This window comes from Leisingera caerulea DSM 24564 (assembly GCF_000473325.1).
Classification (GTDB): Bacteria; Pseudomonadota; Alphaproteobacteria; order Rhodobacterales; family Rhodobacteraceae; genus Leisingera; species Leisingera caerulea.
Genome location: NZ_KI421513.1, coordinates 1,423,892 through 1,438,770, shown reverse-complemented (window position 1 = coordinate 1,438,770; position 14,879 = coordinate 1,423,892). Strand labels below are relative to the sequence as shown.

The 14,879-nt window shown below is 62.8% G+C and carries 11 protein-coding genes; 3 read left to right on the top strand and 8 right to left on the bottom strand.

Annotated elements, in window-relative coordinates:
• Nucleotides 1-58 precede the first annotated feature (58 nt).
• The 5 genes from CAER_RS0114390 to CAER_RS0114370 form a co-directional block, all read right to left on the bottom strand.
• A complete protein-coding gene (locus CAER_RS0114390) occupies nt 59-1,093 on the bottom strand; it encodes an acyl carrier protein (RefSeq protein ID WP_027236017.1) in 1,035 nt (344 codons plus the stop codon).
• Entirely contained in the window at nt 1,090-3,279 is a 2,190-nt protein-coding gene (locus tag CAER_RS0114385) for a dehydrogenase E1 component subunit alpha/beta (RefSeq protein WP_027236016.1), read from the bottom strand. Before CAER_RS0114385 ends, CAER_RS0114390 begins: the two co-directional genes overlap by 4 nt.
• A gap of 211 nt (nt 3,280-3,490) precedes the next feature.
• On the bottom strand, nt 3,491-4,870 hold the full coding sequence (locus CAER_RS0114380; RefSeq protein ID WP_027236015.1) for a polysaccharide biosynthesis/export family protein: 1,380 nt from the start codon (nt 4,868-4,870) through the stop codon (nt 3,491-3,493).
• A 25-nt stretch (nt 4,871-4,895) separates the two neighbouring features.
• The gene (locus CAER_RS28020) at nt 4,896-5,498 is read right to left on the bottom strand and encodes a YjbF family lipoprotein (protein WP_245597367.1); all 603 of its coding nucleotides are present in this window, start codon (nt 5,496-5,498) and stop codon (nt 4,896-4,898) included.
• A gap of 35 nt (nt 5,499-5,533) precedes the next feature.
• Nucleotides 5,534-7,654, bottom strand: coding sequence for a YjbH domain-containing protein (locus CAER_RS0114370; protein ID WP_084299543.1), 2,121 nt, complete (start codon nt 7,652-7,654; stop codon nt 5,534-5,536).
• A 324-nt stretch (nt 7,655-7,978) separates the two neighbouring features.
• Here CAER_RS0114370 and CAER_RS0114365 point away from each other — a divergent pair, with 324 nt between their 5' ends.
• Nucleotides 7,979-8,269, top strand: a complete 291-nt coding sequence (locus tag CAER_RS0114365; protein WP_027236012.1) for a hypothetical protein — start codon at nt 7,979-7,981, stop codon at nt 8,267-8,269.
• A 98-nt stretch (nt 8,270-8,367) separates the two neighbouring features.
• On the opposite strand, the gene CAER_RS0114360 is transcribed toward CAER_RS0114365, so the two are convergent.
• Together CAER_RS0114360 and CAER_RS0114355 are read right to left on the bottom strand one after the other, a co-directional pair.
• Nucleotides 8,368-10,515 (bottom strand): GumC family protein, encoded by a 2,148-nt coding sequence (locus tag CAER_RS0114360; protein ID WP_027236011.1) that lies wholly within the window; start codon nt 10,513-10,515, stop codon nt 8,368-8,370.
• 104 nt (nt 10,516-10,619) lie between these two features.
• Nucleotides 10,620-11,306 (bottom strand): sugar transferase, encoded by a 687-nt coding sequence (locus CAER_RS0114355; protein WP_027236010.1) that lies wholly within the window; start codon nt 11,304-11,306, stop codon nt 10,620-10,622.
• Nucleotides 11,307-11,746: 440 nt separating this feature from the next.
• On the opposite strand from CAER_RS0114355, the gene CAER_RS0114350 reads away from it, so the two are divergent.
• Together CAER_RS0114350 and CAER_RS0114345 are read left to right on the top strand one after the other, a co-directional pair.
• The gene (locus CAER_RS0114350) at nt 11,747-12,742 is read left to right on the top strand and encodes a glycosyltransferase (protein WP_084299541.1); all 996 of its coding nucleotides are present in this window, start codon (nt 11,747-11,749) and stop codon (nt 12,740-12,742) included.
• A gap of 18 nt (nt 12,743-12,760) precedes the next feature.
• Nucleotides 12,761-13,666 (top strand): sulfotransferase family protein, encoded by a 906-nt coding sequence (locus tag CAER_RS0114345; RefSeq protein WP_027236008.1) that lies wholly within the window; start codon nt 12,761-12,763, stop codon nt 13,664-13,666.
• On the opposite strand, the gene CAER_RS0114340 is transcribed toward CAER_RS0114345, so the two are convergent.
• A complete protein-coding gene (locus CAER_RS0114340) occupies nt 13,651-14,877 on the bottom strand; it encodes a glycosyltransferase family 4 protein (protein WP_027236007.1) in 1,227 nt (408 codons plus the stop codon). The two genes, CAER_RS0114345 and CAER_RS0114340, sit on opposite strands and share 16 nt — an antisense overlap.
• Between the last annotated feature and the right edge of the window lie 2 nt (nt 14,878-14,879).

Here is a 14,879-nt window from a genome sequence, read left to right as displayed (position 1 = left end):
TCTTCGATGCGGGCAACAGGCGCGGGAGCTTCCCCCAGCGCCGCACCTGGCACCGTACTCAGGCGGTCACAAACCCGCGCTGCGCCTCATCCCCCATGGAGACCAGGAGCGGGTCCTCGGCCTGCCGCAGCTTGAAGGCCTCCTTGCCGGACATCCCCTGCCAGCCGCAGTGCACCAGCGACTGCGCCACCGCGCCGCCCAGCGTGGTGCCGGGGCCGGTCACGATGAACACATCCGGTGCGAACTCGCAGGCCGCATTCTGCACCGCACGGGTGAAGTCATAGGGCTCCACAACCTGATGCCCAAGCGTGTAATCCCACAACTCCTGAGTATCCGTCGCACCCGGCCACCAGATCTGCCCGCGCCCGTCGATCAGCGGCACCTCCGGCTGGGTGAACAGGTCCGCCCCCAACCGCCTGCGGCCCTCTGCCGCCACCGGCGCCTGCAGCGCGGTATGAAAGGCCGCGTGGTTCGCCAGCCGCATCGGGAAGCGGTCCTCGACCACCGGCACAGCTTCCTCGAACGCTGCCAGCCCGGCCTCGTTCCCGGCCAGCACCAGCAGCCCGCCCAAATCAATCGACAGCGCCAGATCATGCCCCTCGCGGGCATTGATCTCTGCCGCCAGTGCCAGCAGCTGCGCCTTGCGCGCGGGATCATTCTGCCAATCCTGTCCGGCAAAGGGATAGACCAGCTGGCCGCCGATCAACTGTTCCTGCATCAGCGTGCCCATGGTGTTCACCACCCGGAAGCCGCCTTCAGGGCTCAATGCCCCCGCCGCCGCCAGCGCGATATACCAGCCCATTGAGTTGCCGGTGACCGCAACCACCTCGATATCCTTCGCCAGCGACTGCGCATCCGCCAGTGCCGAGGCGTAGATCAGCGGCGAGGCAATATCCCCGCGCGAATACTTCGACAAAGAAAACCGGGTGGCCCCGTCAAGCGCTGTAACCTCTTCCTGCCCGGCATCGCGCCGCTGCGCATCAAATCCCGCAAACAGCGCCGCCTTGTCCGCATGGTAACGGTGCAGATAGCCCAGCTCCGCCTTGTTGTAGGTGCCCCGACCCGGGCAGATCAGAACGGCGGTGCGGGTCATGACTTACCTCCTGCCAGCGTCAATGCGGCCTCAACGATACTGTCTTTGGACGGCAGCGTTGCGCCATAGGCAGGCCCGGTTGCGATAAAGCAATCGCTGGCCGCAATCCGCGCCGCGGGGATATCGCTTTGCTCTGCAAACAGCGCCATCAGCGCCTCGGACTGGCTGCCGGTGGTACGGCATTCGTCGACAATCAAAACGTGGTCGCAGCCCTTCACCGCCTCCAGCAGCGCCGCTTCCGGCAAGGGCGCCAGCCAGCGCAGGTCCACGATCCGCGCATCCAAGCCCTGAGCCGCCAGCTCCGCTTGCGCCTGTGTGGAGAGGTAGCGCCCGTTGCCGTAGGTCACGATGGCCAGATCGGTGCCATCCCCATGCACGCCAACTTCGCCCAAGCCAATACGCTGGTCCGGCGAAGGGTAGGTCCGCATCCAGCCGCCATCCTTGGGCTCATGCAGGTCCCGCATGGGGTAGAGCGCGATGGGCTCGACAAAGACCACCACCCGCTGCTCCTCGCGCGCCAGCCGCACCGCTTCGCGCATCATCATCGCAGCCTCGGCCCCGTCCGACGGGCAGGCAATCACCAGACCCGGAATATCCCGCAGCACCGCCAGTGAGTTATCGTTGTGGAAATGACCGCCAAACCCCTTCTGGTACCCCAGTCCGGCAATCCGCAGCACCATCGGGTTGGAGAATTGCCCGTTGGAGAAAAACGGCAAAGTCGCCGCCTCGCCGCGCAGCTGATCCTCTGCGTTATGAAGATAGGCGAGGAACTGGATCTCCGGGATCGGCAGAAACCCGTTGTGCCCCATGCCAATTGCCAGCCCCAGGATCGACTGCTCATCCAGCAACGTATCAATCACCCGGTCCGGCCCGAACCGCTGCTGCAGCTTCTGGCTGACGCCATAAACCCCGCCCTTGCGGCCTACGTCCTCGCCCATCATGACGATTTCACCGTGCTCCAGCATCAGATCGGTCAGCGCCCAGTTGATGAGGCGCGACATCGGCTGCGGCTCCTCCATTGCCCGCATGTCGCTGCCAAAGGCTGCGGCGCGCGCCTCAGCACTGGGCCCATTGGTCGGCGCACACTCCCGCTTGGGCGGGATCAGGCTGGCCACGACATCGTCAGCCGTCTTCAAATGCGGCCGCGTCACCGCCTCAGCCCGGATCCGCTCCACCCGCGCGCAGGTCTCCTGGTAGATTTTCAGCGCCTCGGCTGGCTTCAGCGCGCCAGCCTCATCCAGCAGCCGCACTGAGTGCAGCAGCGGATCGTTGGCCTCATCCGCCTCCACCTCTGCCTTCGCCATGTAAGTGGTCGGCACATCCGCCCCGGCATGGCCGTACAGCCGCACGGTGCGTAAATGCAGAAAGGCCGGCTTCTTGCGGGTCCGCACATACTCCGCCGCCTCCTGCGCCACCGCAAAGGCGTTGTAAATATCCAGCCCGTTCGCCTTGAAGTACCGGATGCCGGGCCGCCCCGCCATCGAGGCCTCGATCCAGCCTTTCGGCGTCTTGGTCGAAATCCCGATGCCGTTGTCCTCGCAGACGAACAGCAACGGCAGCGGCGTCGACTGCACCGAGGTCCAGCCTGCCGTGTTGATCGCCCCCTGCGCAGTCGAGTGATTGGCCGACGCATCCCCGAAGGAGCACATGACAATCGCATCCTCCGGGAGCAGCTGATGCTCCGGCTGGTGCCGCTTGGCTGCGCCGATGGAATAGGCCGCGCCCACCGCCTTGGGCAGATGCGAGGCGATGGTCGAGGTCTGGGGCGGGATCATCAGCGCCTTGGAGCCCAGCACCTTGTGCCGCCCGCCGGAGGTCGGATCCTCGCTGGAGCAGGCAAAGGACAGCAGCATGTCCCAGGCGATCCTTTGACCCGGCACCTGGTCCGCACGGGCGATCTGAAACGCCGCATCGCGGTAATGGAGGAACGCCATATCGGTCGGGCGCAGCGCCCGCGCCACCGCCGCCATCCCCTCATGCCCGGAGGAGCCGATGGTGTAAAACCCCTCTCCCGCCTTTTGCATTGCCCGGCTGGTCAGGTCCAGCGCCCGGCTCAGGACCTGCGCGCGGAACGTGCCAACCGCCGCCTCCGCGGCAAGCGGCCCAGCGGGCGCGGCGCCTGCAGGCAGGGTCCTAGCCTGAACCCGGTCGAGGAAATTCTGATGCACGATCTGGGCGCGGTCCATGCGGCCTCCTTGGAACACTGGCTGCGTGCAGTTATCCGCGAAACCCTGGTGCAACGCCAATGAGATTGCGTTCTGCTGCCATTCCAAAATGGAATGACAGGCAGCTCAATCAGTCCGATCCTTCACATAACGTGCAGCCCAAGCCTCCCTGGGCTGCCGGTGGAGTTTCCGCCCTTAAATCACGACGCGGAAATGCGGGGGTGCATGCGCATCAATCACTTAAGGCATTGACCGGCGCGGTGATAAGCGACGGCGTGATCTGGTCGATGGTGCGGCCCCAGCGGGTGACCGGGTTTTCGGCAACAAAGACGATATCACCGGGGCGCAGCTCAAATTTGGCGGCCAGGGGCAGATGCGCAGCGTTGCGCACGTCCAGGTGCCAGGCGGTGACGGCGCCGAATTCGCGGATGTCATCAGATGCGCGCAGCACGTAGACCTCGGAGGCATCGCCGGTTTCCTTGGCGATACCGCCGCCGGTGTCGAACAGCGCATCTGCCAGCGTGGCCTTGTGCCCGAACGGCAGCGTGTAGCGGCCCTGGGTGCGGACTTCGCCGCTGAGATATACATAATCCCGCTCCACCGCGTCCAGCTTCAGCGCCTGGGCGAAGTTCTCGCGGCGTTCGTCCAGATCGGCGCGGCGCAGCGTCAGCGCTGCGGTCAGCTCATCAATCGCCGCGCGGCGGCCCGCCAGAGTGGTCTGCTGAAGCTGGATCTGCTGCGCAAAAAAGCGTTCGGCGCGGCTGAGGTCGTAGTCGGTGTCCACGAACACAGAGTCACCGGCCAGCAGATTGAGGCGCTGCAGCTCGGAACGGGAATAGAGATCCTCAAGCGGGATCTGATACATGCGGCCATCACGGTAGATCCGCACCGAACTCACGTCGATATCCGCAACCGAGACCGAACCCGCAGCGGCCAGCGCCTCGCCCAGGGTGAGGGGCGTCAGGGTGATCGGCAGCACGCCGGGCTTGCCAACGGCGCCGCCGATGGAGACGCGGCGGGAGTTGAACTCGGAGACTTCCAGGCTGAAGGTCGGGTCGATCTGGCTCTCCACCAGCCGCTGGAACAGCAGCGCCTCGGCCTCGTCCACAGTGAGGCCGGCAATCCGCACCCGGCCCACGTCCGGGATGTTGATCGAGCCATCATCCTGCACGGTATAGCCATTGCGGCTGTTCTGGGCCGCCAGCAGCCCTGACAGCTCCGCCACAGTTCCTTGTGTCGACGGGGTGGACAGCACCACCACATCGCCGGTGCCGATGGTATAGGGGCCGGGGTCCGCCTGAGGCGGCGGATCCAGGCGCAGCCCCTGGCGGCTGCCGTCCTGGGTGGAGGGCGGATTGGGCAGAGTGCCGGCCCCGCGCGGGCTGGCGCCGGTGCCGGAGCCTGCAGAGATCTGGAAGACGGCAGGCAGGGTCTTGGGCTGATAGGCAGCGCGGTTCGCGACCAGAACGGTTTCCGGGGTCACGGCCACCACCCGCACCTTGCCCGCCTCCGACACGCCGGCCTTCACGGCCGGGCTGCGATAGACAGTTGAGCAGCCGGATACCAATCCAGCCAGGGCCATAGCACTGATGGCAACGGAAATGCGGCGCACGATGCGTCCTCCAATCAACTTACATTCAAATCTCATCCGGAACCGTCTTCATAAAGAGGTTGCCAAGGAAGCTGCCGGTCCACTGCGAGGATTGCACGATCTCAGGGACTCCCTGCCGCACCCAATAAGTATTTGTGAAGCTTTCCGCTACCCCGTGGCAGCGCTCTTGCAGCTTTTGCGCGGTAACCGGCAGACCGCGCAGAAAGATGCTCTCCGGCCCAAGACGCGTCACCGCGCACTTGTAGGCGTGCAGTTCGATCTGGTCGTTGCCGTTCAGAAAACTGTGGAACCGTTCCACCGTCCCCTCCCGCCCGGCCAGTACCAGATCCGCGCTTTGACGCACATCCGAGGCGGCCAGGCCGGAGCCGAACCCCTTGGCGGAGGTAAGGAAACCTTGCTCCAGGGTGATCGTGGCGCCATCAGCGGTAAGCCATGTCTGCACGCCTGCGCGCTCAGTTTCCAAGAGCATGACACCGCTAAGGTCGCGGCTGGGAAAACCGACCTCCAGCCGCGGCGGGATCGGCCGCACCGACGCCAGCGCATTGGCGCGCGGGTGGAACCGGGGCGCGTCGGGCTGCAGCGCGCCGCGCAAAAGCTCAAACTCATCCCGGGCTTCACCGCAGGACATGAGCAGAAGACAGATCAGGGCATTGCGGAACAGCCTCAACGCAGGAACCTCCCCCATCCCCGCACCAGCTGCTGGGCCCGCGCCTCGCGGGTGACACCATACAGCCGGTTGCGCACATTGAGCCGGGCGCCGCCATCGCGCAGCACCGGGCGGATCACCTGCGCCAGCCGGTCGCGCGACGGGCGGCCAGTCAGCCAGGAGACCGGGATTTCCAGCCGGATCCCCTTGTCAAAGGACCCCTCGCCGAAGTCGTCGAAGCTGACCGTGGTCAGGGTGAAAAAGGCGCCCACCTTGAAGCCATTGGCAAATTCGCGGTCCAGTGTGACTGTGGCCCCGTAGTCCCCGGCCAGATAGCGGCCTGCGTCCAGCTGCGCGTGGTAGTCGCCGGGCAGATCGTAATAGGCCGAGACATGGCCGGTCGCTACCGAGTAGTCCTGGAACCCGAACAGCACGTCAAAGTCGCGCTGCCTGACGTAATTCATCTCAGCTCCCAGAGCCAGGCGGCTGCCGGGCGGAAACCAAAGCAGCTCGGCTGACAAGCCGCCATACATGGTCTCCAGATAACCTGCCGTGGTGCGGGCATAAAGATCGGTGCCGGGCCGCCAGATATACTCGGCGGTCAGATGTTCCATGCGCAGATCCGACTGTTGCGCATAAAGGCCCCAGTCCGAACGCACCCGCTGAATCACCGAATTCGACTCGCGCTGGCTGTCGTCCAGGTTGCCCGCAGCCGGCTGGCGCAGCCCGGCAGACAGGCTGAGGCCCGGGGCAATGGTGTAATCGAGACCAAGCCGGGCCCCGATTTCATAGCGCAGGGGGGCGTCCGGATCGAAGAAAGAGGCCTGCAAATAGGGTCCAAGCCGGTAGCTGAAATGGGGATAGGCACCGCTTGCAATACCGCCTTCGGCCAGCGGGATGCTGTCGGAAATTTCAGCCCGGGCAAAACTGCGCCAGGCGCCGTCGGGATCATGCTCCAGCTCATAGAGGTCCTGGCGGTTGATACGCACGGAGCTGAGCGGCACACCGTTGGACATAAGCGCGATATCAAAGCTTTGCACATGAGCGGGCTGGGTGTTGGCCAGCACCCGGGCCGCCCGCCCGATGGCCTGCGCCGCCTGGCCGTAGGTGCCGTTTTCAACCCCGATCCGCAGGGTTTGCCCTGCATCCTCAAGGTAGACCAGCCGCAGCCCTTCCTGCTCCAGCGTCCGCGTCAGGACTTGCTGCCGGCGGTCCGGTGCAGCGGCGGCATCAGGCAGGTTCCAGCTGGCCAGCGCCACTCGGTCAATCGGCAGCAGCGGCGGCGGCGAGGCGCCCTGCCCGCCTGGCGTCACGCTCTGACGCGGGTCGATGAAATAGCTGTAGCTGAGCCCCAGGGTAGTTCCATACATATAGGCCGCGGTCAGCTGCGCTCCGTTCTTCAAACGGTACTGGGCGCCAAAGTTGAACGGCGAGCTGACCTCGAAACCGATGCGGTCCCGCTCCTTGGTGTAAAGGTCGGGTGAATATTCCGCCAGCAGGGTCAAGCGGTCGCTGTAGGCCCAGCTGGCCCCGCCGAACAGCGCCGCATCGCCCCGGAACCAATTGCCGAAATCCAGCTGCCCGGTTTCCGCGATACCGCCGGCATTCGAATCTGCACGGGTTTTGAACCGGTTGGACAGCACCCCCAGCGGGTTCGAAAAACTGCCTCGTCCGGCCATGCGGCCCCAGCCGATGCCGCCGGTCAGTTTCAGCCGGTCGCGAATGGTCTTGGTGGCCACAATATACTCTGATGCGTAGATCCCGGTGCCGCCGAAGTCGCGCAGGCCGAGGGCCAGGGCCGGAGCACGCGCGTCTTCCTCGCGCAGCAGAAAGTGGAGGTCGAAACTGCGATCGTAGCGGTTGTTGGCACCGTCACCGTCGAAATCCTCGATAACCGCGTACCGGAAACTGCCATGCACCCAAGGCAGCAGCTGAAAGGTCATGGTGGCCCGCAGGGTCTGATCCAGCATACCGCTGGTAAAAGCCAGGGTGCCGTCGGGATACATTTCGGCCGTAGGAGTTTCGATCAATCCCGGTGTGCCGTAAGTCGACGTGCTTTGCGCCTGGGCCAGTGCCGGGGCCGCAGCCGTAAGGGCTGCCAAAAGCCATTGCCGTCCCTGGAAATTCAAATTTGTCATACCATCAAAAATGTACTTCAGGCCTGCGGCCCCTTTATCCGTTTTTCGGCGGACTGTCCCGCAGGCTGGAAGAAAGACCGGAAATGTCTTTCTGCTGTGGCGAATCTGCCTGTCTCTTTCCCTGTTTGAGACGGCAGTGCAACCCTTGCCGGCGCAAAACAGCCGGCTGCGCGGCCACTGCTGTTTTCAGCGGCCCTGGCCGCGCAAGGAGGCAGCAAATAAATGCTGGTTCAGGACACACAAAAGCGGCTTTGCAGCAGTGCAGCATTTGCAGAGCTCCCGGAGCATGATAGCTTGGCGGCGAATAGGTTTAGGAGATTGACGATGATCCGGATTACCCTTTTGGCCCTGGCCCTTTCCGCGACCGGCGCTGCTGCCCAAAGTGTCAGCCCTGCAACCGCCCGGGACGACTGCGAAGACACACAGAACACCGACGATGATGAGTGCCTGGCAGCGCTGGCAGACGCTGCCTCCGCAGCAGAGGCGGAAGGCGTCACCGGCTTTGTGCCGCTGGTGGCACCGGCGCTGGGGGCAGCCGCTGCTGCCGCCGGACTTGCAGCCGCGGCAGGCGGCGGCTCGACCCCGTCCACCACAAGCACCGTCAGCACCAACTGAGGCACCCGCAACCGCGGCCCGCAGACCGCAATGGAAAACGGCGCGCCCAGCAGGAGCGCGCCGTTATTTTTTAAACCGGTTTCTCCTGCATCGCAGCGTCAGTTGGCATAGTATTTTGAGCCATAGTCGCCATAGCTGTAGCCATACTGCTTCATCCGGCGGGTATTGATCTGGCCCAGGATCATGCCGGTCAGGCGCTGGTTGTCGGTGTGGAACAACCGCAGGGCCTCCGCCACATCCTGTTCGGCAGTATCGTCCCACTTCACCGTCAGCAGCACCGCGTCCGCATTGCGGGCGATCAGCCGGGCGTCCGAGACAATCAGTACCGGCGGAGTGTCGATCAGAATGACGTCATAGCGCTGCCGCATCTCCTCCAGGAAGTCACGGAAGCGCTCCGACGCAAAAAGGTCGGCGGCATTGGCCGAGGTCTTCTCCCCCGCCAGAATGTCGCAGCCCAGGAGCGGATCCTGGAAGATGGCTTGCCCCGCCGGCACGTCTCCCGCCAGCACCGAGACAATGCCCTGCGGCGGCACATTGCTGAGCTGGGCGGTCATCGTCCGGCGCCGGATATCGCCTTCGACCAGCAGAACCTTCTTGCCAATCCCGGTGAAGTTCTGCGCCAGCGCCAGCGCGTTGGTGGTCTTGCCTTCCCCCGGCAGCGAAGAGGTCATCACCACCACCTGCGGCGGGTGGTCGACGTTGGACAGCATCAGAGAGGTGCGCAGATTCCGCACCGCCTCCGCCGTTGCCGAGGACGGTTTGCTGGCAAGATACTCCAGCACCTTGCGGCGCCCGCTGGCTGGGAACACCGGGATCTGCCCCAGCACGCTGTAGCCGGTCTTGCGCTCCAGCTCCCGGGCAGCGCGGTAGCCCCGGCGCCGTGCTTCCATCAGCAGCACGATACCAGCCCCGGTCATAAGCCCCAGGACTCCGCTCATGGCGAGGATCAGGGATTTTCTGGGCGCCGAGGGGCGGAGCGGGATCACCGCCTGTGACAGCATGCGGCTGTCAGCCTTCTGGATGCCCTCCTGCGCAGAGGTCTCCTTGAGGCGGGTCAGGAAATACTCATATAGCAACCGCACAGCTTCCGCCTCGCGGGTGAGCTGCTGCAGGGTGATCAGATCGGCGCTCTGCTGTGCGGTCTGTTCAGTCAGTTCCGCTTCGGATTGCACCAGCGTCTGCACCTGCTGCGCGGCGCGGCGGGCTTCCAGTGCCGCGCGCGCCAGCACGCGCTGGAACGCGGTGTCAAAAGCGGCCTCTCCCGAGGCGGTGCCTCCGGACTGCGCCAGCAGGCGCTGCAATTGCCGGTCCTGGGCAGCTTCTGCCTGCGCCTCGCGGGTTTCGGCGGCGCGCAGCGCCTCATAGCGCGCCTGCGCCGTGCGCTCGGCGGTTTGCGCCTGAGCGATGCGCTCGCGCAGGTCCTTCAGCTGCACCTCCTGCGCCTGCAGGGCCTCCGGCGAAATCAGGGCGGTATCGGCGTTGAACGCATTGACCTTGGCCTCGGCGGTTTCCAGCTCCGCTTGCAGCTCCGACACCCGGCCGGCCAGCCAGGTTGTCGCCTGCTCGGTGGCCTCAAACTTCACCTCAATCTGATTGAGGATATAGAGATCCGCGATGGTATCGGCGATCAGCGCGGATTTGCGGGCGGATTCGGTCTGCACCGTGACCTGGAACACCAGCGTGTTCGGAACATTGCGCACCGAAACCTTGCCCAGCAGGGCGGAAACCACGCTGTCCCGGATGAGCTGCTCCACCATCTCATCGGACATTTCCACCGGCGGCTTGTGCAGTCCCAGCAGCGATTTGATTTGATATTTCACCGTCCAGACCAGCGTCCTCAGGGCCGAAGGTTCAACCAAAGTCCCGTTGAACTCCGGATCCTCCATCAGGGAGAGCTCGTCCACGACCTTGTTCATCAGCCCGCGCGATTGCAGCACCTCCAGCTCGGAGTTGACCTCGGCGTAATCGCCCGAGAGGCCGCTGACGACACTTTGCAGATCAACCACGCTTTGCTGCTTGGTTTCCAGCATCACCACAGCGCTGGAGGTGTACTGCGGCACCGCTGCGACAAAGGCGTAAAGCCCCCCCAGGAAAATCGCCGCCATGGCCGCCAGCAGCATGATCCACTTGCCGCGCCACAGGGTGGCGAACAAGGCGCCAAGGTCAATGGCATCGTCTTCCGGAGTTTCGGCGGGCGAGGGGCGCTGCACAGGGAAGGAAGCTTCATTCAAAGGCGTCTGTTTCATGAATACCCAAGTACCGTACTGATTGATGCGCGCCGCACACGCGCATCATCCCCCGCATACACGCAGGGGCTTTGAGAAGAAAGTCCGGCGGACCGGTGCAGGGCTCAGCGGCCGGTTCTGCCCAGCACTGCTGCACCTGTGCGGAGGATGATTTTCAGATCCTTGAAGAAGCCGCGCCGGTACAGGTAAGCCACATCCAGCGCCACCCGCTCATCATAGCTGATGTCATTGCGGCCGGAGATCTGCCAAAGCCCGGTGATTCCAGGCCTTTGAACCAGGTAAGCCGACGCGCTGCTGCCGTATTTCCGCAGCTCCTTGGTGACAATGGGGCGCGGGCCGACAAAGCTCATCTCGCCCTTCAGCACATTCCAGATCTGCGGCAGTTCATCCAGGCTGGTCTTGCGCAGGATCCGGCCAAGCCGGTTGATGCGCGGATCGTTGGTCAGCTTGTGGTCACGCTCCCATTCCGCGGCGGCCTCAGGATTGGTGTCCAGATGGGCCTGCAGCCGCGATTCGGCATCGACCACCATGCTGCGGACTTTCCAGCACTTGAACAGCTTGCCGTCCTGGCCCACCCGGGTATGCCCGAAAAATCCCGGTCCGCCATCCAAGCGCACAACACCCCACAAAATAAGGATGACAGGCACAAGGACGGGCAGCAGCAAAAGGGCAAAAAGTATATCAAAAATCCGCTTACCCGATCTGGAGTAGTAGCCCGGCGAAGAATAGCCAGGGCCTTGATATTCAACAGATCCATCGATGGAGTACGCGGTCAGTGCAAAATCTTGCATCGTCAAACACTCCGAGATTTAAACGTCTTAACCAAAACCCACCCGACAAAAGGGATAGGTATGGGTTCCCTACATCCAAGTTGTAATAAACTTAAGTAGTATTTTCGGAACTTTTGAGACTTCTTTAACCTTTGTGACTACAGAGCCACCAGACCACCGGTCCGGAGGCATCTGAGGTCGCTTCCGAAGGGGGAGGATGCCACCATCCCGCACTGAATGCGGCTGGGGTAAGGGCAGGATCGGATAACCGCGCAGGCCGGAAATGGGCGCACGCCGGCGGTCATCCGCCGCGCCTCCAGCTTTGTTGCGCACCCTTTGGTGTCCGCCGGCAGGTCAAAAGGCCCGCGCTGGCGGCAGCTCCACGCCGATTCCCGAACCGCCGCAGAAAACCAGACCTGAAACGGGGTGAACTCCGAACTCACATGCATTAACAACCAGGGTTGAAAGCCCAGTTAGGGCTGATCATCCAGAAGACCTTTTCGTGTTATTTATTTCCCCGCGGCCGTTCAGGCCCGCCCCCGGTATTGGAGAGCGCTTTGACAGGACAGACCGACCAAGACACTGCCACGCTGGAGGGAGTGACAGTTGCCGTTATCACGACACTCTACAAGGCGGACAATCTGAGCTTTCTCGATCTTGCGCTTGCCAGCCTGGAAACCCAGAACGGGTTGCGGCGCGATCAGATCAGAATCTACCTGTGCTGTGACGGCCCCTTGCCCAAAGAGCATGAGACCTGGCTGTCGCAAAACGCCTGGCGCTTTCACCTGGTCGTGCGGAACGAGGAAAATATTGGCCTCGCTAAGTCGCTCAACCGGTTGATAGAGCGGCTTGAAGACGAGGATTTCGTCTTTCGCATGGACGGCGACGATATCTGCCACCCGGACCGGTTCCGCACGCAGATCGCTTATATGCAGGCCCATGCGACCCTCGACCTCATCGGATGCCAGGCCTGGGACATTGACGAGACCGGAGCGGTGACCGGCGAACGCGATTTTCCGATTGATCAGACCAGCGTCGAGACTGTTGTCGTGAAGATGAACCCGATCCTGCATCCGGCGTACTGCATGCGCCGCGCGATGCTGCGCATCCCGTCCATCCGGTACCCCGAGGCTTATCTCACCGAAGATCTGGGCTTTTTGGTGCGCGCGCTTGAGGCGGGCATGCATGTTGGCAATTGCCCGGACAGACTGCTCAGCTGGCGGCTGGGCCCAAATTTCTACGCGCGCCGCACATCGCTCAGGCGCGGACTCGCTGAATTGAAATGGTATTCCCGCGCGGTGCGTTCTCAGCGCGGGCTGGCCAGCCCCGCATATTTCTACGCCATTGCCCGGGCTTTGATCCGGATGATGCCTTCCAGCTTACAGGCACGCCTTTACGGATCGGGCCTGCGGAAATCCGCCCTTTCAAAAGCGGCCTCCTCCGAGACTGCTGCATAACCTTTACGGACCCAACCTATGAAACCGAACCTGTTTTTGATCGCCGCCCCGCGCACTGGCTCCACTCAGCTGGCATTTTTGCTTGCATCCCATCCCGACGTTGACATTCCCCCGATCAAAGAGCCGAATTTCTTTTCTCAGCACGAGTACCCCGAGGACTTCGTGGCCATGCGCCACCTTAACGATGTGGACCCGGCGGCATATGTGGCGCGCAAGTCCGCCAAACGGATGCAGTTTGCGATTTTCCGCGAACAGGCGCACTACGAATATCTCTTCCAGGGGCTCAACGCGCGCTACCGCCTTGATGGATCCACCACTTATATGCATTGCGATGGCGCGGCGGAGAGGATCTTTGAGTATGCCCCGGACGCCAAGCTGATCATTCAGACCCGAAATCCGGTGGGCCGCGCGCTGTCGCATTACAAACTGGCGACGCGCTCGGGACAATCGGACCGCAGCTTGCGGGAAGAAATCGAGCTTGAGGTCAACGGCACCACGCCGCTGCCGGGGCGTTTCCTGATCCGCCAGAGCCGCTATGACGCCGCCATTGCGCACTACAAAAGCATCTTTCCTGCCGAAAACATCCTCGAAATGACCTTTGAGGAGATGGTGGCAGATACCGAAGCTGCGCTCGCCAAGGTGGCCGCTTTCCTCGGGATCGACCCAGAAAAGTTTGATCTGAGCGTGGACGAGCAAAACGCAGGCGATTCCGTCCGTTTTGAACGGCTCAACGTCTGGCTGCTTCGCTCAGGCTGGAAAAACCGGCTGCGGCAGTTTTTGCCTATCAAGCTCAAGCGAATGATCAAAAAGGTCTGGTTCAAAAAGAACACCACGGCCTTCGCAGAGGAAGACATCGCGCTTTTGCGCCGGCATATCGAAGCAAGCCCGGCACCCTCCCGCACCCGGGATCAGATTGCCTCGTAGACCGTATTCAGCCGGTCCAGGTGGCGCCCCATGGTAAGCGGGTCCGCCCAGAACATCTGATAGGCGGCGTTGCCGTAACGGCGCGCCGCCTCCGGATCCTTAAGAGCAGCCAGCGCGGCACCGAAGCTGCCTTGCGGGTCCAGGTCCTTAATGATGATGCCGTTCCTGCCGTTCACCACACTCTCGCGTCCGGCGGTCCAATCGCCGCTGATGACGGGAATGCCGGCTGCCAATGCCTCAAGCGGCACAAGCGGCTGGCACTCGTACCATAGGCTGGGAAAAACCAGGGCGCGCGCTTCGCGCAACAGGCCCGCCACTTGGCTGCTTTCGATCCAGCCTAGAATTTCTGCTTCCGGACAGGCCGCGCGGATCTCGTCCTTTTGCGGACCGTCACCGATAAAGACCGCCCGCACGCCGGCGGCCTTGGCCGCATGGGCGAATTCCACGCCCCCCTTGGCCGCAGCCAGCCGCCCGACAAAAACAAACGCCTCATTGGCGGCGACGTCCACCTGTTCCGGTTTTTCGTCGATCACCGGATTTGCGACATTGAAAAAGCGCGTCGCAGCCGGGAAGTAGCTGCGCATCACCTCGTGCTGAAGTTCCGAGATATAGATGATGTTGCGCACACCGCGGGGCAACCTTCCAAACGTCTTTTGCATGCCTTGGCGAACCACCCGAAAGGCCTTGTGCGCGGGGTTGCGGACATCGCAATTCGTCACCATGCAAGACAGGCTCATGGCGCGTTTGCCGCATATCCCGTTGCGGGGATAATCGAAGAAGCCGCCGTTAGGACAAGCAAAGAAATATTCGTGCATCGTAAAGACATGACGCACATCAGGCGCAGTCACCACAGGTCCGATCGCGCTCGAAAGGCTCTTGGTCCAGCAATGCACATGCACAACGGTCGCGCTCAGATCGTCTGTGTCACGGATCACTTGGTCAAGTTTCTGTCCGGCGGTCCTGTTCCACAGCCCTGTCCTGATGGCTGCCAGGCGGGACGCGTTGCTGGCAATATCACTGACGCCCAGGCAGTGGGTCTCGATCCCGGCCGCTTCCAGGCGCGGATCCAAAGGCGGGACGCCGCAGAAAAACACAACATCCTTGCCTTGGGCCTTAAGCGCCAAAGCGCTTTCGATGCAGACCTTTTCAAGCCCCCCGCGCACATCTCCGTAGTCCATCACCAAGACGACGCGTTTGGTCCGATCCGTCATGT